Raw genomic sequence first — 17803 nt, 5'->3', positions numbered from 1 at the left:
TCTGGACTGCTGGACTGCTGGACTGCTGGACTGCTGGACTGCTGGACTGCTGGACTGCTGGACTGCTGGACTGCTCAAGCGATTTTGCGAGGCGCGCCAGCAGCGCGGCCACGTCGCGCGTGACCTGGGCGCTGATTCGAGCCGGGTTGAGACTGTCCGGGTCTGTCCAGATGCGGCGCAGGCGGTCTTGCACTTCGGGCCGGGCGAGGTCAGCCAGCTGCAGGCGGTGGCTGCGCGGGTCGGGATAAGGCGTGTAGGTACCGCCGGTTTTGCTGAATTCGGCATACACCTCGATCACGGTGCCCACATCCACCACAAGCACAAAAGGCGGGCGCCCCTCCGCACCTGGCAGGGCGCGTGCATAGGCTTCGCCCTGGCTGCGAGCACGCAGCAGGCCGTCGTCGAAGCCTTTCGTATGGCTGCCCACCTTGAGCTTTTTAGCCTCCAGCACGAAGTGGCCGCGCCGATAGCAGTCCATCCGTCCGGCGCTCGTGCTGCCATCGCCATGGGCAAAGGTGACGGGGCGCTCAAACATGTAGTCCTGCTCGGGCGTGGGGTGCGGTTTGGCCACGCCAAGCAAATCGCACAAGTCCATCACGAAGCTCTGCGCAGTGGCTAACTCGCTGGCGGTGATGTGTTGCCAGCGCTGGATGAAGGCCTGGGCGGCGGTTGTTGCGGTGGCGATGTCGGAGGTGGCGGAGCTCATGCGTATTGTGCGTGTTGGCTGGGTCTGGGGGGCTGTGAAGTCTAACGAGGCATTGCCTGTGCCAACGCCCACTGGCATAGGCCAAGAGGCCGTTTCGGCCCGCGAGGCGTACCAGACAGCCACGGCGGCGGACGGCATGCGTCGGCTGCGCCAACCCGATCTAACCCTCCCCAACGTCCAGCGGCGCTGCCAACACCTGCGCCCGCTCGCCGCAAAACCGCTGCGCTTCGTCCGCTAGCCAGTCCCGCACCAGCTGCATCACCGGGCTGGGGTGCGTGGTGGTCACAAAGGAATAGGCCGCGCGCGAGGGCACGCAAGGCCCCAGCAGCGGCACCAGGCGGCCGGCTTTCACGTCCTGCAGCACCAGCGCGGCGCGGCCCATGGCGATGCCCTGGCCGGCCAGCGCTGCGCCCAGGGCCAGCTGCGACAGATTGAACTGCTGGCCGCCCGCCCAAGGCGGCGGCGGGGCGTTGCGCTGGGCGAACCAGTGCTGCCATTCCTCGTAGGTGTCGGCGCCCTCCCAGGCGCTGCCGTCGTGCAGCAGCCATTCGCCGCGCAGGTCCTGCGGCCGGGTGATGGGCGGGTGGCGGTCCAGAAAGCCGGGGCTTGCCACGGGGACCAGCCACTCGTCCAGGAACACGGTGGCGCTCAGGTCGCGGTAGCCGCCCAGGTCAAAGCGCACGGCGGCCTCCACGCCGTCGCGCACCATGCGGGTGCGGTCCAGGGTGTGGAATTCGCCAAACACGCGCAGCCCGGCGGCCGGGTGCTGGCGGAAGAAGTCGCCCAGCCGGGGCGTGAGCCAGCTCATGGCGAACGAGGGCGAGCAGCTCAGCGTGGCGGTGGCGGCCTCGGGCGGCTGGCGCATCTGGGCCAGGGTGCTTTCGATGGCGTCAAAGCTCTCGCGCAGCACCACGGCCAGCCATTTGCCCTCGGGCGTTGGCACCAGGGCGCGCGGCGTGCGCAGGAACAGCGGGCGGCGCAGCCAGTCTTCCAGTTGCTTGACCTGCTGGCTCACAGCGCCCTGGGTGATGCACAGCTCGGCCGCTGCCTTGGTGAAGCTGCCGTGGCGGGCCGCTGCATCAAAGCTGCGCAGCCAGGCCAACAGGGAGGGAGACAGGCGAATATCCATTACTCATACTAATGACTCGTTCAATATAAATGGTTTGTGGCACGCGCGGGGCCGGCCAAGAATGCGGCCCAGCAACTTTTTGTGTGAACTTGCCATGACGCCCGCCGAGACCCCTGAAGCCGCCGACGCCCTGCTGGCCAGCCGTCTGCGCAACGCCCAGCCCGCGCTGTGGACCAACCCCGCGCGGCAAGCCCAGCACGGGCTGGCACTGCAGGCCCGCGGCACCACCATTAGTCTGGATGATACGAAGGCGGCGGCGGCCCGGCTGGCCCGCTTTGCCGGCCTGCTGGCGGAAGTGTTTCCGGAGTTGGCCGCCAGCGAAGGCGTGGTGGAGTCGCCCCTGCTCCCTGCCGCCGCGCTGCAGCCTGCGCTGGGCCTGGACCCCACCAGCCAGGGGCGGCTGTTCATCAAGGCCGACCACCGCCTGCCCGTGGCGGGCTCCATCAAGGCGCGGGGCGGCATGCACGAGGTGCTGGAGTTTGCCGAGCAGTGCGCGCTGCGGCACAGGCTGGTGCAGCCCGGGGGCGACTACCGCGCGCTGAACACGCCAGAGGCCCGTGCGGTGCTGGGCCGCTACCAAGTGGCGGTGGGCTCCACCGGCAACCTGGGGCTGAGCATTGGCGTGGTGGCTTCGGCCCTGGGCTTCCAGGCCACGGTGCACATGTCGGCCGACGCCAAGGAATGGAAGAAAGACCGCCTGCGCCAGCGCGGCGTGCAGGTGGTGGAACACGCGGGCGACTACGAACGCGCCGTGGCCGCCGGCCGCGCCGAGGCGGCAGCCGATCCGCAATGCCACTTCGTGGACGACGAGCAATCGTTCTCGCTGCTGCTGGGCTACAGCGCTGCCGCCCTGCACCTGCAGCGGCAGTTGCAAGAGCAGGGCATTGCGGTAGATGCCGAGCACCCGCTCCTCGTGTACCTGCCCTGCGGCGTGGGTGGCGCGCCGGCGGGCATCACCTTCGGCCTGCGGCAGCTGCTGGGGCCGCATGTGCATTGTTTTTTTGCCGAGCCCGTGCAGTCGCCGTGCTTCCTGGTGCAGATGCTGGCGGATTCGACGCAAGGGCCGGGCGCGCACCCGTCGGTGTACGACTGGGGCCTGACCAACCGCACCGAGGCGGACGGCCTGGCCGTGCCGCGCGCCTCGCTGCTGGCGGCCGAGCTGATGCGGCCGCTGCTGTCGGGCGTGTTCACCGTGGCCGACGACACCTTGTTTGCACAGCTGGTGCAGGTGCTGGACACGCTGGGCGAACGCATCGAGCCCTCGGCCGCCGCGGGGTTTTCCGGCCCGGCATTGCTCACCGGCACCACCGCCGGCCAGGCCTGGCTGCACCGCAGCGGCGTGGATGCCGTGCTGCACCAGGCCACGCACCTGGTGTGGACCACGGGCGGCTTGCTGGTGCCCGATGCGCAGTACCAGGGCTTTGTGCAGCGCGGGCGGGCGGTGATCGCCGCCGGCCCGGCCTGACAAGGGCTGGCTGCCGGCCGCCAGCGGCGGCCCGGCCTTGTTTTCTTGATTTCCTCGTCCTCTTTTTTACCTCTGTTGGGAGCCCCGCCATGAACCGCAAGAAGCTGCTTTTGTCCGCCGTCCTCTGTGCCCTGGGGGCCGCTGCGTGGGGCCCCGCCATGGCGCAGGAGGCGGCGTTTCCCTCCAAGCCCATCACGCTGGTGATCCCGTTCCCGCCCGGCGGCGCCACCGACGTGCTGGGACGCCTGATCGGCAAGAAGATGGGCGACCTGCTGGGGCAGCCCGTGGTCATCGACAACCGCGCCGGCGCCGGCACCACCGTGGGCGCCAGCTATGCAGCCAAGGCGGCGCCCGACGGCTACACCCTGTTCATGAGCTCGGGCACCACCTTCACCGTGAACCCTGCCGTGCGCCCCAAGCTGCCCTATGACCCGGTCAAGAGCTTCGAGCCCATCGGCATCACCGGGCGCACCGGCCTGATCTTGCTGGCCAACAAGGATGTGCCCGCCAGCGATGTGAAGCAGTTCGTGGCGCTGGTGAAGGCCGCGCCCGACAAGTATTCGTATGGCTCGTTCGGCGCGGGCACCACCTCGCAGTTCGCGGGTGAGATGTTCTTCCATGCCGCGGGCCTCAAGATCCAGCACGTGCCCTACAAGGGCAGCGCGCCCGCCATGACCGACCTGCTGGGCGGGCAGATTCCGTTCACAGTGGACACGGTGTCGGCCGCCATCCCGCAGCTCAAGGACGGCAAGATCAAGGCCATCGCCGTCACGTCGGCCAAGCGCTCCACCTTGCTGCCCAAGGTGCCCACGCTGGTGGAAAGCGGCTACCCCGGCCTGGAGATGGACACCTGGCTGGCCATGGTGGCGCCGCGCGGCCTGCCGCCGGCCGTCAAGTCGCGCCTGGAGCTGACGCTGGCCCAGGTGGTGTCCGACCCCGCCACCCGCGACAAAATGATCGCCGTCGGCTTCGAGCCCGCCTATGCTTCGTCCAAGGCGCTGGCCGAGCTGATCGACAAGGAACTGCCGCTGATGCGCGCCATTGCGCAGCGCGCCAGCATCACCGCAGATTGATGGCAGCGCCGTACCAGGAGACAACCCCGACATGACCCACCCAAGCACCCTGGTCGAGCTGACCGCCAACGAGCTGCGCCACCGCATTGGCACCCGCGAGGTGTCACCCGTCGAGCTGCTGGAGGCCTGCATCGCGCGCATCGAGGCGGTGAACCCGCACGTGAACGCCATCACCGCCACCTGCTACGACCGCGCCCGCGCCGAGGCCAAGGCGGCCGAGCAGGCGGTGCTGCGCGGCGAGCCGCTGGGCCTGCTGCACGGCCTGCCCATGGGGGTGAAGGACCTGGAGGCCACGGCCGGGCTGCTGACCACGTATGGCTCGCAGATCTACCGCGAGCACATTCCGGCCGAAGACAACGTGCTGGTGGCGCGCCTGCGGGCCGCCGGCGCCATCGTCACGGGCAAGACCAACATCCCCGAGATGGGCGCGGGCGCCAATTCACGCAACACCGTGTGGGGCGCCACGGGCAATCCGTTCAACCCCCACCTGAATGCCGGGGGCTCGTCGGGCGGCTCGGCCGCTGCGTTGGCGTGCGACATGCTGCCGGTGTGTACGGGCTCGGACACGGGTGGCTCGCTGCGCATCCCGGCGGCCAAGTGCGGCGTGGTGGGCTTCCGGCCGTCGCCCGGCGTGGTGCCCAGCTCGCGCAAGCTGCTGGGGTGGACGCCGATTTCGGTGGTCGGCCCCATGGGCCGCACGGTGGAGGAGGCCTGCCTGCAGCTGGCTGCATCGGCCGGCATGTCGCCCGGCGACCCGCTCAGCTACCCGCTGGACCCGATGGGCTTTCTGCTGCCCGAGCCGGTGGATTTGAGCCGCTTGCGCGTCGCCATCACCGAAGACTTCGGCGCCTGCGCGGTGGACGACGGCATCCGCGCCGTGTTCCGCCAGAAGGTGCAGGCCATGAAGCACCTGTTTGCGCGCTGCGACGCCATCGACATCGACCTGGGCGACGTGCACCGCTGCTTTGACGTGTTGCGCGCCGAGGCCTTCGTGGCCAGCACGCGCGACGCCTACGAGCGCGACCCCGCCAGCCTGGGCCCCAACACCCGCGCCAACTACGAGATGGGCGCCGCCATGACGCTGCTGGACAGCGCCTGGGCGCAGGCCGAGCAGACGCGCATCCTGGCGCGCTTCCAGAAGCTGTTTCAGGACTACGACGTGATCCTCGCGCCCACCACGCCGGTCTCACCGTTCCCGTGGACGCAGCTGTTCGCCAGCCACGTCAACGGCGAGCCGCAGGCCAACTACTACCGCTGGCTGGCGCTGACCTATGTGACCACACTCACCACCCACCCGGCGCTGAGCCTGCCCTGCGGGGTGGACGCTGCGGGCATGCCGTTTGGCCTGCAGATCGTGGGGCGCTTCCGGGCCGACCGGCACACGCTGGGCGTGGGGCATGCGCTGGAGCAGGCTTTCAAGGGCATTGCGGGCCTGGCGCGACCCCGGCCGGACATCGCCAAACTGATGCAGACCCGTGCCGAGCCTGCGCTGACCTCCATCGTGACTGTGGCACCCGACCCCCGCGACGCACGCAGCTTGCCGCGCGACGACCGTGCGGCCTCGGCCGCGCAGGTCTCGGCGGTCTGAACGGAAGGGGCAGACGATGCAAACCGTGGACTATCTCGTGATCGGCGCCGGCATTGCCGGAGCCTCCGTCGCCTGGCAGTTGGTGCAGTCCGGCGCCGCAGGGCAGGGCGCCAGCGTGCTGCTGCTGGAGCGCGAATCGCAGCCCGGCTACCACACCACCGGCCGCTCGGCCGCGCTGTACATGGCGACCTATGGCACGCCCAACATCCAGGCGCTCACCCGCGCCAGCCGCGCGTTTTACGATGCGCCGCCGCCCGAGTTTGGCGCCGACCCCATCCTCTCGCCGCGGGGCGTGGTCTATGTGGCCCGGCCGGACCAGCTGGAGCTGCTCAAGCAGACGTATGACGAAGCGCGTGCCGCCTCACCCAACGTGCGCTGGGTGGAGCAAGCCGAGCTGCTGGCCATGCTGCCCTGCCTGAAGCCCGAGGCCGTGGCCGCCGGCATGGGCGAGCCCGAGGCCGCCGACATCGATGTGAACGCCCTGCACCAGGGCTACCTGCGCGGCCTGCGCCAGCGCGGGGGCCAGGTGCTGACGAACGCCGAGGTCACGGCCGTGCAGCGCGAGGGCGGCACGTGGCAGGTGGCGCTGGCCGACGGCCGGGTGCTGGCCGCTGCCACCCTTGTCAACGCCGCCGGTGCCTGGGCCGATGTCGTGGCAGGCCTGGCCGGTGTGCCCCCCATCGGGCTGGAGCCGCGCCGGCGCACGGCGTTTACCTTCCCCGTGCCCGAGGGCATGGACGCCACCCACTGGCCCGCCGTGATCGGCATTGACGAGAGCTTCTACTTCAAGCCCGACGCAGGCCAGCTGCTGGGCTCGCCGGCCAACGCCGACCCCACGCACCCGCACGACGTGGTGCCCGAGGAGCTGGATGTGGCCACGGGCATCTACCACATTGAGGAAATGACGACGTTCCAGATTCGCCGCCCCTCGCACACCTGGGCGGGGCTGCGCTCGTTCGTGCGCGACGGGGACATGGTGATCGGCTGGGACAACCACGTACCCGGGTTCTTCTGGCTGGCGGGGCAGGGCGGGTATGGCATTCAGAGTGCCGCCGGGGCATCGTTGCTAGCCCGCCAGTTGCTGCGCGGCGAACCGCTGGCGCCGGAACTGGCGCGCGAGGGCGTGGAGGTGGAGGGATTGTCGCCCGCGCGGCTGCGCTGAACGCCCCCGAAAGGCTCAAGCGAAGCGAAAGGCTCAAGCGAAGGTGTTGACCTGGGTGCCCAGCGGGCCGGACGTGGCCAGCGCGGGCTGCTGCGGCGCGGATTGCGGCAGGGCATCCAGCAGGGTGGCAGCAGAAGCCGCCTGGGTGTCCAGGGCTTTTTTCAGCACGGTCATTTGCACGGCATCCGAAGTCTTGGCGCTGGCCAGTGCCGTGGCGGTATTCACAATGCTGTTGGTGAGGGCGATGTCCATGGCGGTTCCTGGGGGCAATGCCCTGTTATCGGCAGATTCCCGGGCGGCTTGAGCGCGGTGTGCGGCCTGCGGAAGTGCGCGGGGGGGCAGCGGCGGCCGCACGGGGCTACTCCAGTGCCGCCACGCCAATGCTGGCGCAGCTGGCCAGGTCCGATTCGGGCGCCGACGGCAGCTGCCGGGCGGCATCGCGCAGCGCCGTGCGCAGGCCTTCCTCGTAGGTGGGGTGGTAGAACGGCATGCCCAGCAGGTCGTGCACCGTCAGCCCCTGCTGGATGGCCAGCGCCAGCAGGTGGGCCAGGTGTTCGCCGTGCGGGGCGCACATTTCCGCGCCCAGCAGCCGGGCGGTCGATGCATCGGCCGCCAGGTGCAGGCGGCCATGGTGGTGCAGCGCAGCACGGGCGCGGCCCTGGTCCTTGAAATCCACCGTGCCCGTGACGGTGCGGCCAGGCTCCAGTTCGGCAAGGCGTTTGCCCACCTGGGCGACCTGGGGGTCGGAGAACACGATGGACAGCGGCGTGCGCCGCCGGAACGCGCCCGGCGAGCCGGCCAGGGCATTCATGCCGGCAATGTGGCCTTCATCAGCGGCCTCGTGCAGCAGCGGTGTCTGCGCGTTGGCGTCCCCCGCCAGGAACACGGGCAGATCGCCGATCTGAAGGGTTTGCGGGTTGACCTCGGGCAACCCGTGCGCGTCCAGCGGCAGGCCCAGCGTTTCCAGCCCCAGGCCCTCGGTGTTGGGAACCCGCCCCAGGGCGGCCACCACTTGGTCCACCACCACGCGGTTGGGGCCGCTGCGCACCTCGATGCCGCCCGCCACTTCGCGCAGTTCGGCCGCGGCGCCTGTGTGCAGCACCATCTCTTTCTTGAGCGCCGCGACCAGCGCGCCATTCACCTGCGTGTCGCTCAGACCCGCCAGTTCCGGGGCCGTGGTGAATGCCGCCACCTCCAGCCCCAGCCGTGCCAGCGCCTGCGAGATTTCCACGCCGAGCGGCCCCATGCCGATGACGGCGACGCGCGGCCCCAGCGTAGGCTGCTCGAACAGGGTGTCGGTGGTCAGAATGCGGTCCCCAAAGGCCAGCCATTCCTCCGGCACCTTGGGGCGCGAACCGGTGGCCACGATGATGCTGCGGGTGGCGTGCACGGTGCCGTCAATGTCGACCGCGTTCGGGCCGAGCAGGGTGGCACGGCCTGCAACCCGCTGGTGGCTTGGCAGCGCGTCCGTGGCGCGCAGGGCGCCGGCCACGAAGTCGTCGCGCAGGTCGCGGATGCGTTGCAGCACGGCAGGGATGTCGGCCTCCAGGGCATCTCCTCCCCGCAGCCCCAGGTCCTGCAGTTGGTGGCGGCGGTGCAGCGCGTTGGCCGCCTCGATCAAGGCCTTGGAGGGCATGCAGCCCACGCGGGCGCAGGTCGTGCCCCAGGGCCCCTCGTTCACGAGGAGGAAGCGGGCCGAGCGCTTGCGCACCTCGCGCAGCGCTGCCAGGCCGGCGGTGCCGGCGCCGATGATCAGAGTGTCCAATGTGGGCGCACTCATGGGCTTGTCTCCAGGGGGCTTGTCTCCAGGGCCATGGGGTTCCAGTCCGCCGGTTTGTCCGGTTCAGGGGACTAGTGTCGTGTGGGACGCCCCCCCGGGCTGTAGGCGCACAGCCCTTTTTGGGCACTGGTCGGCAGCCAAGGCCGTGGCAGGTGGCTGCGGTGGAGCGGCCCGGGTGGCGGGGCGGCCCTGGCGGGCGCGTCAGTCGGCCTGCGCCGTGCGCCACCCCACGCGGCCCTGGCCGGCATCGTTGACGCGCTGCACGAAGGCCGCCGCCTGTGCTTCCACCAGCCGCAGTTCCATGCTCACTTGCGAGCCGTGTTCCACCTGCAGCAGTTCGGCCCCCGCTGCCGCGAGCTCGCGCCGCAGCAGGCCTTCCAGGGCGTAGGGCACTTCGCAGGCCAGCGTCTTCATCCGCTGCAAGGGCACTTTCTGCACCGGCAGGAGTGCCTGGGCCACGGTATCGGTATAGGCGCGCACCAGGCCGCCGGCACCCAGCTTCACCCCGCCAAAGTAGCGCACCACCGTGGCCAGCACGCCTTCCAGGTCCTGGTGGCGCAACACGTCCAGCATGGGGCGGCCCGCAGTCCCGCCGGGCTCGCCGTCGTCCACCGCGGCGGACTGCCCGCCCGCCAGCAGGGCCCAGCAGATGTGCGCGGCGCCGGGGTGCTGTTGCCACAGGGCGTCGACCACCGCCTGCGCGCTGGCCCGGTCGGCCATGGGCTGCACGCAGCCAATGAAGCGGCTTTTCTTGATGATGAGTTCGCTGTGGGCCGGGGCGGCCAGGGTGTAGGGCATGGGGCGAACAGTTTAGGGCACCGCTGGCCCGGCCTTCGCGCGCGAGGCCACGGGATGCGGGCCGGCCCTGCCGCCGTGCACGCTGCGGTGTGCCTCGCGTCACACGCGGCAATGGCGTGCCTTCCTACACGCCTGCACGCCGGGTGGCGCTTAAAGTTTGCTACGGTTTTCAAAGCAACACCCTCATCCAGGAGCCGCCATGCTTGCCTTGCCCTTTGCCGCCCTGCCCTTGGGGCAAACGCTTACCCGCCGTGTGTGGGGCCGGTTCCTGTCCCGCCCCGCGGCTGCCGGGGTCGGCGAAAGCGCCGCGGTCGCGGTGCTGGCCGAGGTGGAGGCGGCTGCCGAGGTCGACGAATCCGTGCCCGACCTGGCCCAGCGGGTGCGTGAGACCGGGGAGTGGTAGTGCGGCCGGGTCCGAGCCTGCAGAGGCACACGGCGCGACCCCTCGTGCGGAGGATCCTTAAAGCTTGAGCTCCCAGTGCTCGCCCACGAGCTGCTGGCCAAAACCCTCGTACGGCTCCGACTTGACCAGGCGGAAGCCGCGCTTGGCATAGATGCCGCGGGCCGCCGTCAGGCAGCTGTTGGTCCACAACACCATTTTCTTGTAGCCCTTGCCGCGCGCAAAGGCGATGCACTCGTCCGCCAGCCGGGCGCCCAGGCCCAGTCCGCGCGCCTTGGGCGCGAGGATGAGCATGCGCAGCTGCGCCACCGTGGCCGACTTGCGCACCACGAACACGGCGCCCACGCGTTCGCCCTCCAGCTCTGCGATCCAGCAGCGCTCCCAGCCCGGCTGGAACCGGCGGACAAACTGCGCGGCAATGTCGGCAACCAGCGCCTCGAAGCGGCTGTCCCAGCCGTACTCGCGCCAGTAGATCTCGCCGTGCTGCTGCACCACCCATCCGATATCGCCGGGCACGGGCTCGCGCAGCACGGCCACCGGGGAGCGCGGGGCGGCATGCGCCTGCGGCTCCAGCAGCGCCTGGATACGCTGCATGGCGCCGACCACCTCCTGGCGCCGGTGGGGGGCCAGCGGGGCCAGCAGCGCTGCGGCCTCGTCGCGCGAACGCTGCTGCAGCGGCTCGAACGTCGTACGCCCGGCCTCGGTGAGCGCCAGCACGCTTTGCCGCGCGTCGCGCGGGCTGGCACGGCGGGTGAGCCAGCCCGCCGTCTCAAACCGGCGCAGGATGCGGCTGAGATACCCGCCGTCCAGCCCCAGTTCGCGCGCCAGTTCGCTGGCGACGGGGGCCTCGCGGTGCGCCAGCTCGTACAGCACCCGCACCTCGGTCAGCGACAGCTGGCTGCCCAGGTACGGGTCCAGCACGCCGATGCGCCGGGTGAAGAAACGGTTGAACTGCCGGACCGCCTTGACGGCGTCCGCGGGAATGGCGGTGTTCTGCGCCAGCGCGGCGGAGAGGGCGGATGGGTGTGTGGGCTGCATAGATGTCTGCGTCATGTAATTAGTTGACTATGGCAAGTATATGGCCGTTGGCATCAAACCTGTCCTGGGCAGGGGCAAGCCGCCCCGGGGCGACAAAAAAGCTGTGCCCGCCTAAAATTGCGGGTTACCCACCACTGCCGCGCCCCAGAAAGCCCCCGCCCGCCCCGGGGCCGGCCGCGCCCTCCGCACCAGCATGAACGCCCCCGTCGACGTCTCCTTTTTTGCGCGCGCCGCAAAGCCCTTGACCAGCTACCGTCCGTACTGGGCCAAGCGCTTTGGCACGGCCCCGTTCCTGCCGATGAGCCGCGCCGAGATGGACAAGCTGGGCTGGGACAGCTGCGACATCATCCTGGTGACGGGCGACGCCTACGTGGACCACCCGAGCTTCGGCATGGCTGTGATCGGCCGCACGCTGGAGGCCCAGGGCTTTCGCGTGGGCATCATCGCCCAGCCGGACTGGCAGAGCGCCGAGCCCTTCAAGGTGCTGGGCAAGCCCAACCTGTTCTGGGGCGTGACGGCGGGCAACATGGATTCGATGATCAACCGGTACACCGCCGACCGGAAGATCCGCAGCGACGATGCCTACACCCCGGGCGACGTGGGCGGCAAGCGCCCCGACCGCGCCGCCATCGTCTACAGCCAGCGCTGCCGCGAGGCGTACAAGGACGTGCCCATCATCCTGGGCGGCATCGAAGGCAGCCTGCGCCGCATCGCCCACTACGACTACTGGAGCGACAAGGTGCGCCGCTCCATCGTGGTGGACAGCAAGTGCGACCTGCTGCTGTATGGCAACGCCGAGCGCGCCTTGGTGGAGGTGGCCCACCGCATCGCCGCGCGCGTGCCGGTAGAGCAGATCACCGATGTGCGCGGCACGGCCTTCGTGCGCCGGCCCGATGACGAAAGCGGCAAGGGCTGGTTCGAGATCGACTCCACCACGGTGGATGAGCCCGGCCGCGTGGAGCCGCACATCAACCCCTACATGACCACCAGCGAGCAGGCGGCCGCGCAGGGCGCCAGCTGCAGCAAGGAAGAGGGTGGCGGTGCTATTGATTCAGGAGCTGTCAGCGCTTGTGGGACGGGCGCTGGAGGCCAAAATGACCCCAATCCTGCGATCCAGCCCATCCAGTTCGTTGCGAACCCGGCGCTCAAGGCCAAGCTGAAGGCGCCCCCGCGCGACAAGACCGTGATCCGCCTGCCCAGCTACGAGCAGGTCAAAAGCGACCCCGTGCTGTACGCCCACGCCAACCGCGTGCTGCACCTGGAGACCAACCCCGGCAACGCCCGCGCGCTGGTGCAGGCCCACGGCGAGGGCGCCACGGCGCGCGACGTGTGGATCAACCCGCCGCCCATCCCGCTCACCACGGCCGAGATGGACCATGTGTTCGATCTGCCCTACGCGCGCGGCCCCCACCCCAGCTACGCCGACGAGAACGGCAGCCACGACGGCGCGACCAAGATCCCGGCGTGGGAGATGATCCGCTTCTCCATCAACATCATGCGGGGCTGTTTTGGCGGCTGCACCTTCTGCTCCATCACCGAGCACGAGGGCCGCATCATCCAGAGCCGGTCGGAGGATTCGATCATCCAGGAGATCGAGGACATCCGCGACAAGGTCAAGGGCTTCACCGGCACCATCAGCGACCTGGGCGGCCCCACGGCCAACATGTACCGCCTGGGCTGCCGCAGCCCCGAGATCGAGGCCGCCTGCCGCAAGCCCAGCTGCGTGTACCCCGGCATCTGCCAGAACCTGCACACCGACCACGGCCCGCTCATCAAGATCTACCGCCGCGGCCGCGCGCTCAAGGGCATAAAAAAGATCCTCATCGGATCGGGCCTGCGCTACGACCTGGCGGTGAAAAGCCCTGAATACGTGAAGGAGCTGGTGCAGCACCACGTGGGCGGCTACCTCAAGATCGCGCCCGAGCACACCGAGCAGGGCCCGCTCACCAAGATGATGAAGCCGGGCATCGGCAGCTATGACCGCTTCAAGCAGATGTTCGAGAAGTTCAGCGAAGAGGCGGGCAAGAAGCAGTTCCTCATCCCGTACTTCATTGCCGCGCACCCGGGCACGAGCGACGAGGACATGATGAACCTCGCCCTCTGGCTCAAGAAAAACGGCTTCCGTGCCGACCAGGTGCAGACCTTCTACCCCAGCCCCATGGCCACGGCCACGGCCATGTACCACTCGGGCCGCAACACGCTCACCAAGGTGCGCCGCCAGATGCGCGACGAGGCCGAAGAGTCCGTGGACATCGTGCGCGGCGAAAAGCGCCGCCGCCTGCACAAGGCCTTCCTGCGCTACCACGACCCCAACAACTGGCCCCTGCTGCGCGAGGCGCTCAAAGCCATGGGCCGCGCGGATTTGATAGGCAACGGCAAGCAACACCTGATCCCGACCTTCCAGCCGATGACGGACGGCGGCTACCAGAGTGCGCGCAAGAAGAACAGCACCTCTGGCAAGGGCGGCGCCGGCCTGGGCTACGCCATCAACAAGGATGGCAAGGCCGTGGCGCTGCGCCCACGCACCCAGGAAACGCAGGAGCCGAAGGAGGATGTGCGCTTCCGTGCCAGCCCGCCCAAGCCGGGGCGCATGCTGACCCAGCACACGGGGCTTCCCCCCCGAGCCACCGGCGCGGCCAAGCCTTCCTTCAAGCGCAAGCCGCAGCAGTAACTGCGGGAAGCGTCACGGGGCAATTCCGGCCGGGCAGGGGCGCGATCGGCCCTTGCCGGCCGAAGCCCTGCATCAGCGCGGTTGATCGCTGTTCACCGTGGGGTGCATATCTCCCTCGGCAGCATGCGTACCCACGACGACCGACTGGGGCGAGCTGTCCTGCGGCTGTTGGGGGATCAGGTCTTCGATGATGAAGGTGCGGTAGTAAAACGCCGTCACGGCGCCCTGGGGCTGGATGGCGGCCACCAGGCGTTCGGGCGCGTCCTTACCGTCCATGGAAATCAGCAGGCCGTGGTAGCCCTTGCCCGCCAGGTCGGCAATGCGGCGCACCATATCGCCTTCGGCGCCCACGGACGGCATGGGCGCGTCGGCGGTGCCCAGGGTGCGCACGATCTCCTGCAGGATCACTTCAGGGCTGGCATAAGCGGTGTCGCCCTGGTAGCCTGCCGTTTGCAGTGCGTTGGCTGCCTGGCGCACGCAGTCCTCGTCGGGGAACAGCGCGAACACATGGCCAGTGGGATAGAAGACGCCGCCCATGTTGGTCATGGTCGAATCGAGAACGAGGGGTTTCATGACGGGCATCTCCCGAGGTGTTTCAGACCTCTGGATTGAAACCGGCGCGCTCGTCGGCCGGTGTAGGCCGGCAGACAATTTGGGGGTCAGGCGCCCCGCGCGCCCCCGCAAAGGTCGAATGCGCCGGCGCCCCTTCGGGAAACTGCGCGGGCCGCGGGCGGATGCCCTACACCCGCCACCCGCCCGCCCCTGCGGCCACGGCGGCGCAGTGCAGGCCGACGGTGGCCCAGTACACCGCGCGGAACGGTTGCTTGCGGGACTTGTGCCGCAGCCACTGCTGGGCAAACCACGCACCCGGCCAGCCGCCGGCCAGGCTCAGCAGGTGCAGATGGCTTTCGCGGGTGCGCCGCTGGCCGGCTTGTGCGGCGTTCTTGTCGATGGCGTAGACCAGGACGGTGAGCAGGTTGACGCCGGCCGCTGCACCGAGCACCCACAGGGGCAGCCGCCCGCCGTACACGCCCCACGCCAGCAGGGCCGCCCAGCCCAGCATGAGCAGGTGGATCAGCGCCGCCCCGGCTGCGGCGGGCGGTTCGCTGCTGGAAGAAGAAGACGGCCGGCGCGGGCGGCGGAGTCCCTGCGCCCGGTCCGCAGGCGGCTTTGCCGCCGCTGACGCACGCCGGGTAGGCGGCGCGGTGGCGGGGCGGGACTGCTCCGGCGCCGCCGCGCGCGCCACGGGCTGCACCGCCATGGCGCGTGGGCCCTTGCCGCCCACGTGGATCTCTTCGTACACCACGGCCAGGCCCTCGCGGGGCGCGCCAGCACCCCGGTAGTCCCGCACATGAAAGAACACGTCGGCAGTGGTGTCCGGGCTGCGGATGAAGCCAAAAGCGCGGGTGGCGTCCCAGCGGGTGATGGTGCCTTGTTTCTGCATGGGCGCGGGCGGACCTCAGGCCAGTGTGTGCAGGGGGATGTCTTGCGCCACCGCCAGTGCGTCCAGCTGGGCGCGGGTCTGCGTGCGCAGGAAGGCGGCCACAGCCGCGTGGGTGGCCGCGGCGCGCAGCACCTCGGGGTCGCCCGTTGGTGGCAGGCCGGCGGCGTTGCACAGGCGGGCGGCAAAGTGGGGTTCCAGCGCGGCCACGGCCACGCGGCCGTCGGCGCAGGGGTAGATGCGGTAGCCCGCGTGGTGGCCGCCCACATCGCCATCGGGGGTGGTCAGCCCCCAGGTGCGCGGCTGGGCCAGCCAGGCGGCGGCATCGGCCAGGGCCACTTCCATGCACACGCCGCGGCCGGTATGGGCGCGCTCCAGCAGGGCTTGCAGCACCGCCTCGCTGGCCATCAGCGCGCCGCCCATGTCGGCGTACAGCGTAGGCGGCATCTCGGTGCCGGTCACCAGGCCGGCGTCGGCCAGGTAGGTGAGGTCGTGGCCGGGCTCCTCGGCCCGCTCGGCCGCTGCGCCCACGATGCGCACCAGGGACAGGCGCGGGTACTTCGCCTGCAGCGCCTCCCACGACAGGCCCAGCTTGGCCAGCGCCGAGGGGCGAAAGGAGGTAATGAGCACATCGGTGCCCGCCAGCTCGCCGTGGAGCGTGGCCTGGCCTTCGGGCGTCTTGAGGTGGGCGTGCACCACGCGCACGCCCTGGTGCAGCGTGGCGTAGGCGGCCGGGCTGTAGATGCCCATGGGGTCGGCGCTCGCATGACCGGGCGCGGGCGGCGGTTCCAGCTTGGTGCACAGGGCGCCCATGCGGGCGCAGCGCATCAGGGCGGCCGGGCCGGGCAGGTTGAGCGCGAGGCTCAGGACGCGCACATTGCGCAAGGGCTGGGGCAGGGCGGTGGTCATGGGTGGGGCGTTGTCTCGGGGGATGGTTGTGTGGTGCGGGCGCGGCAGGAACTTCAAGCGGTGGCCGGGCTCACTCTCGCGTTATACATAACTTGTTACGCTCCCTGATCCATGCAACGCAGAACTTCTTTGGCCGCCCTCGCGGGCCTGGCCGTCTTTCCGGGAGCTTTCATGAACCCATCCCTTTGCAGCGCCGCCACGGCGGCTGCGCTGCAGGCGCTCAAGCCGTCGCCCCGCATGCCCGTGCTGTTCGTGGGGCACGGCAGCCCCATGAACGCCATCGAGGACAACGCCTGGCGGCGCAGCTGGCAATCCGTGGGCGCGGAGTTGCTGGCGCGCGCCGCGCAGCCGCAACTGATCCTGTGCGTGTCCGCCCACTGGCTCACGCGTGGCGGCTGGCAGCTCACCGGCATGGCCCACCCCAAGACCATCCACGACTTTGGCGGGTTCCCGCAGGCGCTGTTCGACCAGCAGTACCCCGCGCCCGGCGCGCCGCAGGTGGCGCGCAGCCTGGCGGCTGAGCTGAAGTCGCCCGCCACGGGGGGCGCCCTGGGCGTGGACGACGGCGAATGGGGGCTGGACCACGGCACCTGGTCGGTGCTCAAGCCCATGTTTCCGCAAGCGCAAATTCCGGTGGTGCAGCTGAGCATGGACTACGGCCGCGCCCCGGCAGAGCACTACGCCCTGGGCCGGCAGCTCGGGGCCTTGCGCGAGCGCGGGGTGCTGATCGTGGGCAGTGGCAATGTGGTGCACAACCTGCGCGCGTCGCGCCGGGGCTCGGCGGCCAATGAGGCCTATGACTGGGCCGCCGAGTTCGACACCACCGTGCAGGATCAGATCAAGAAGGGCCAGCTCGACGCCCTGCAGGACTTTCTGCAGCTGGGCGCGGTGGCGCGGCAGGCGCACCCCACGCACGAGCACTACCTGCCGCTGCTGTACGCGGCGGGCGCGGTGCAACCGTCGGAAATGCCGCGCTTTTTCAACACCGGGTTCCAGTCGGCGTCGATCTCGATGCGTTCGGTGTTGTGGGGGTGATGCTATAAAAATAATAGCTGCTTGCGCTTTGTACATAAGCGCTGCAGGCCAAAATCATGCTGATTGCAGCGTGAGCCAGCCCCAACGCTCGCGGTAGCTGCGGGCCTTGGCCTCGAACAGCGGCAGGTGCGGGCACGCCGGGTTGGGACGCAGGATGCCGGCGTACAACTCCTGCAGCCCGTAGGGGGCGTACAGCCGGGGCGCATGTCCCGCTGAGCCGGGCTGCAAGCCCACGCAGGTGCCCGGCACCAGAAACCGCCCGATGCCATCGCGCGCCGATTGCAGGGCGGTGTAGGGGTAGCCGAACCATTCTTCGTACCACAGGTGCACGCGCGCCTGGTTCTTGGCTTCCACCGTGATGGGCAGGTCGGCAAAAAGCGCAGCGGCGCGGGCCTGCACCTGCTGCTCGGCCTCGGCGGACAGGTCCGCCGCGTCGAAGTAGAACAGGTCATAGTCCTTGATGTGCGCCGTGGGCGCCTGGCCCGAGCGCAGGTTCCACACCGTCTGGAACAGGCAGCCCGCCACCAGCCAGGCGTCCGGCAGGCCCAGAAGCGGCAAACGCTCCAGAAGGGCCGCGTTGTGCGGGTTCTGGAGCGTTTCGCTCACAA

At 69.7% G+C, this 17803-nt stretch carries 17 protein-coding genes; 7 read left to right on the top strand and 10 right to left on the bottom strand.

Translation table 11 applies throughout. The features are described from left to right. Together LWW96_RS13165 and LWW96_RS13160 are read right to left on the bottom strand one after the other, a co-directional pair. On the bottom strand, nt 1–706 hold a 706-nt coding region (locus tag LWW96_RS13165), incomplete at its 3' end, for a type IIL restriction-modification enzyme MmeI (protein WP_366118057.1). 160 nt (nt 707–866) lie between these two features. Continuing rightward, nucleotides 867–1835, bottom strand: coding sequence for a LysR substrate-binding domain-containing protein (locus LWW96_RS13160; RefSeq protein ID WP_291487683.1), 969 nt, complete (start codon nt 1833–1835; stop codon nt 867–869). Nucleotides 1836–1929: 94 nt separating this feature from the next. On the opposite strand from LWW96_RS13160, the gene LWW96_RS13155 reads away from it, so the two are divergent. The 4 genes from LWW96_RS13155 to LWW96_RS13140 all read left to right on the top strand — a co-directional run bounded on the left by LWW96_RS13155 (nt 1930) and on the right by LWW96_RS13140 (nt 7123). Further along, the gene (locus LWW96_RS13155) at nt 1930–3300 is read left to right on the top strand and encodes a D-serine ammonia-lyase (protein ID WP_291487681.1); all 1371 of its coding nucleotides are present in this window, start codon (nt 1930–1932) and stop codon (nt 3298–3300) included. Between the two features lie 89 nt (nt 3301–3389). Then, nucleotides 3390–4373, top strand: coding sequence for a tripartite tricarboxylate transporter substrate binding protein (locus LWW96_RS13150; protein ID WP_291487679.1), 984 nt, complete (start codon nt 3390–3392; stop codon nt 4371–4373). 31 nt (nt 4374–4404) lie between these two features. After that, nucleotides 4405–5961 carry an amidase family protein gene (locus LWW96_RS13145; RefSeq protein ID WP_291487677.1) on the top strand — a complete coding sequence of 519 codons (1557 nt, stop codon included), beginning with the start codon at nt 4405–4407 and terminating at the stop codon, nt 5959–5961. Between the two features lie 16 nt (nt 5962–5977). Further along, complete coding sequence (locus LWW96_RS13140; protein WP_291487675.1) at nt 5978–7123, top strand: FAD-dependent oxidoreductase; 1146 nt, start codon at nt 5978–5980, stop codon at nt 7121–7123. A gap of 33 nt (nt 7124–7156) precedes the next feature. Here the strand turns inward: LWW96_RS13140 and LWW96_RS13135 are convergent, their stop codons facing one another. From LWW96_RS13135 to LWW96_RS13125, 3 genes are all read right to left on the bottom strand, one after another. Further along, entirely contained in the window at nt 7157–7375 is a 219-nt protein-coding gene (locus LWW96_RS13135) for a YjfB family protein (protein ID WP_291487673.1), read from the bottom strand. A 106-nt stretch (nt 7376–7481) separates the two neighbouring features. After that, on the bottom strand, nt 7482–8903 hold the full coding sequence (locus tag LWW96_RS13130; RefSeq protein WP_291487671.1) for a dihydrolipoyl dehydrogenase: 1422 nt from the start codon (nt 8901–8903) through the stop codon (nt 7482–7484). A gap of 201 nt (nt 8904–9104) precedes the next feature. After that, nucleotides 9105–9701 (bottom strand): YigZ family protein, encoded by a 597-nt coding sequence (locus LWW96_RS13125; RefSeq protein ID WP_291487669.1) that lies wholly within the window; start codon nt 9699–9701, stop codon nt 9105–9107. Between the two features lie 199 nt (nt 9702–9900). Between LWW96_RS13125 and LWW96_RS13120 the strand changes: the two genes are divergently transcribed. Beyond that, the gene (locus LWW96_RS13120; protein ID WP_291487667.1) at nt 9901–10104 is read left to right on the top strand and encodes a hypothetical protein; all 204 of its coding nucleotides are present in this window, start codon (nt 9901–9903) and stop codon (nt 10102–10104) included. A gap of 57 nt (nt 10105–10161) precedes the next feature. Here LWW96_RS13120 and LWW96_RS13115 read toward each other — a convergent pair whose 3' ends face one another. Beyond that, nucleotides 10162–11139, bottom strand: a complete 978-nt coding sequence (locus LWW96_RS13115) for a bifunctional helix-turn-helix transcriptional regulator/GNAT family N-acetyltransferase (protein ID WP_291487665.1) — start codon at nt 11137–11139, stop codon at nt 10162–10164. Nucleotides 11140–11332: 193 nt separating this feature from the next. On the opposite strand from LWW96_RS13115, the gene LWW96_RS13110 reads away from it, so the two are divergent. Beyond that, nucleotides 11333–13810 (top strand): YgiQ family radical SAM protein, encoded by a 2478-nt coding sequence (locus LWW96_RS13110; RefSeq protein WP_291487663.1) that lies wholly within the window; start codon nt 11333–11335, stop codon nt 13808–13810. A 72-nt stretch (nt 13811–13882) separates the two neighbouring features. Here the strand turns inward: LWW96_RS13110 and LWW96_RS13105 are convergent, their stop codons facing one another. The 3 genes from LWW96_RS13105 to LWW96_RS13095 form a co-directional block, all read right to left on the bottom strand. Beyond that, complete coding sequence (locus tag LWW96_RS13105) at nt 13883–14383, bottom strand: hypothetical protein (RefSeq protein WP_291487661.1); 501 nt, start codon at nt 14381–14383, stop codon at nt 13883–13885. Between the two features lie 166 nt (nt 14384–14549). Next, nucleotides 14550–15254 carry a cold shock and DUF1294 domain-containing protein gene (locus tag LWW96_RS13100; RefSeq protein ID WP_291487659.1) on the bottom strand — a complete coding sequence of 235 codons (705 nt, stop codon included), beginning with the start codon at nt 15252–15254 and terminating at the stop codon, nt 14550–14552. A gap of 15 nt (nt 15255–15269) precedes the next feature. Next, nucleotides 15270–16160: a CoA transferase gene (locus tag LWW96_RS13095; RefSeq protein WP_291487657.1), complete on the bottom strand. Its 891-nt coding sequence runs from the start codon at nt 16158–16160 to the stop codon at nt 15270–15272. A 171-nt stretch (nt 16161–16331) separates the two neighbouring features. Here LWW96_RS13095 and ygiD point away from each other — a divergent pair, with 171 nt between their 5' ends. Beyond that, nucleotides 16332–17195, top strand: coding sequence for a 4,5-DOPA dioxygenase extradiol (gene ygiD, locus LWW96_RS13090; protein ID WP_291487655.1), 864 nt, complete (start codon nt 16332–16334; stop codon nt 17193–17195). A gap of 54 nt (nt 17196–17249) precedes the next feature. On the opposite strand, the gene LWW96_RS13085 is transcribed toward ygiD, so the two are convergent. Further along, complete coding sequence (locus tag LWW96_RS13085) at nt 17250–17801, bottom strand: nucleotidyltransferase family protein (RefSeq protein ID WP_291487654.1); 552 nt, start codon at nt 17799–17801, stop codon at nt 17250–17252. Nucleotides 17802–17803 lie beyond the last annotated feature (2 nt).

Origin of the sequence: Acidovorax sp. (assembly GCF_021287135.1) — a bacterium.
Lineage (GTDB): Bacteria > Pseudomonadota > Gammaproteobacteria > Burkholderiales > Burkholderiaceae_C > Acidovorax.
This window is presented reverse-complemented; position numbering and strand designations above follow the sequence as displayed.

Bases quoted from the DNA above. Each gene is read 5' to 3' on its own strand.
- LWW96_RS13125 (WP_291487669.1), bottom strand. From the start codon at position 9,701: ATGCCCTACACCCTGGCCGCCCCGGCCCACAGCGAACTCATCATCAAG.
- LWW96_RS13140 (WP_291487675.1), top strand. From the start codon at position 5,978: ATGCAAACCGTGGACTATCTCGTGATCGGCGCCGGCATTGCCGGAGCC.
- LWW96_RS13100 (WP_291487659.1), bottom strand. From the start codon at position 15,254: ATGCAGAAACAAGGCACCATCACCCGCTGGGACGCCACCCGCGCTTTT.
- LWW96_RS13110 (WP_291487663.1), top strand. From the start codon at position 11,333: ATGAACGCCCCCGTCGACGTCTCCTTTTTTGCGCGCGCCGCAAAGCCC.
- LWW96_RS13105 (WP_291487661.1), bottom strand. From the start codon at position 14,383: ATGAAACCCCTCGTTCTCGATTCGACCATGACCAACATGGGCGGCGTC.
- ygiD (WP_291487655.1), top strand. From the start codon at position 16,332: ATGAACCCATCCCTTTGCAGCGCCGCCACGGCGGCTGCGCTGCAGGCG.
- LWW96_RS13130 (WP_291487671.1), bottom strand. From the start codon at position 8,903: ATGAGTGCGCCCACATTGGACACTCTGATCATCGGCGCCGGCACCGCC.
- LWW96_RS13145 (WP_291487677.1), top strand. From the start codon at position 4,405: ATGACCCACCCAAGCACCCTGGTCGAGCTGACCGCCAACGAGCTGCGC.
- LWW96_RS13120 (WP_291487667.1), top strand. From the start codon at position 9,901: ATGCTTGCCTTGCCCTTTGCCGCCCTGCCCTTGGGGCAAACGCTTACC.
- LWW96_RS13150 (WP_291487679.1), top strand. From the start codon at position 3,390: ATGAACCGCAAGAAGCTGCTTTTGTCCGCCGTCCTCTGTGCCCTGGGG.
- LWW96_RS13135 (WP_291487673.1), bottom strand. From the start codon at position 7,375: ATGGACATCGCCCTCACCAACAGCATTGTGAATACCGCCACGGCACTG.
- LWW96_RS13160 (WP_291487683.1), bottom strand. From the start codon at position 1,835: ATGGATATTCGCCTGTCTCCCTCCCTGTTGGCCTGGCTGCGCAGCTTT.
- LWW96_RS13155 (WP_291487681.1), top strand. From the start codon at position 1,930: ATGACGCCCGCCGAGACCCCTGAAGCCGCCGACGCCCTGCTGGCCAGC.
- LWW96_RS13115 (WP_291487665.1), bottom strand. From the start codon at position 11,139: ATGCAGCCCACACACCCATCCGCCCTCTCCGCCGCGCTGGCGCAGAAC.
- LWW96_RS13095 (WP_291487657.1), bottom strand. From the start codon at position 16,160: ATGACCACCGCCCTGCCCCAGCCCTTGCGCAATGTGCGCGTCCTGAGC.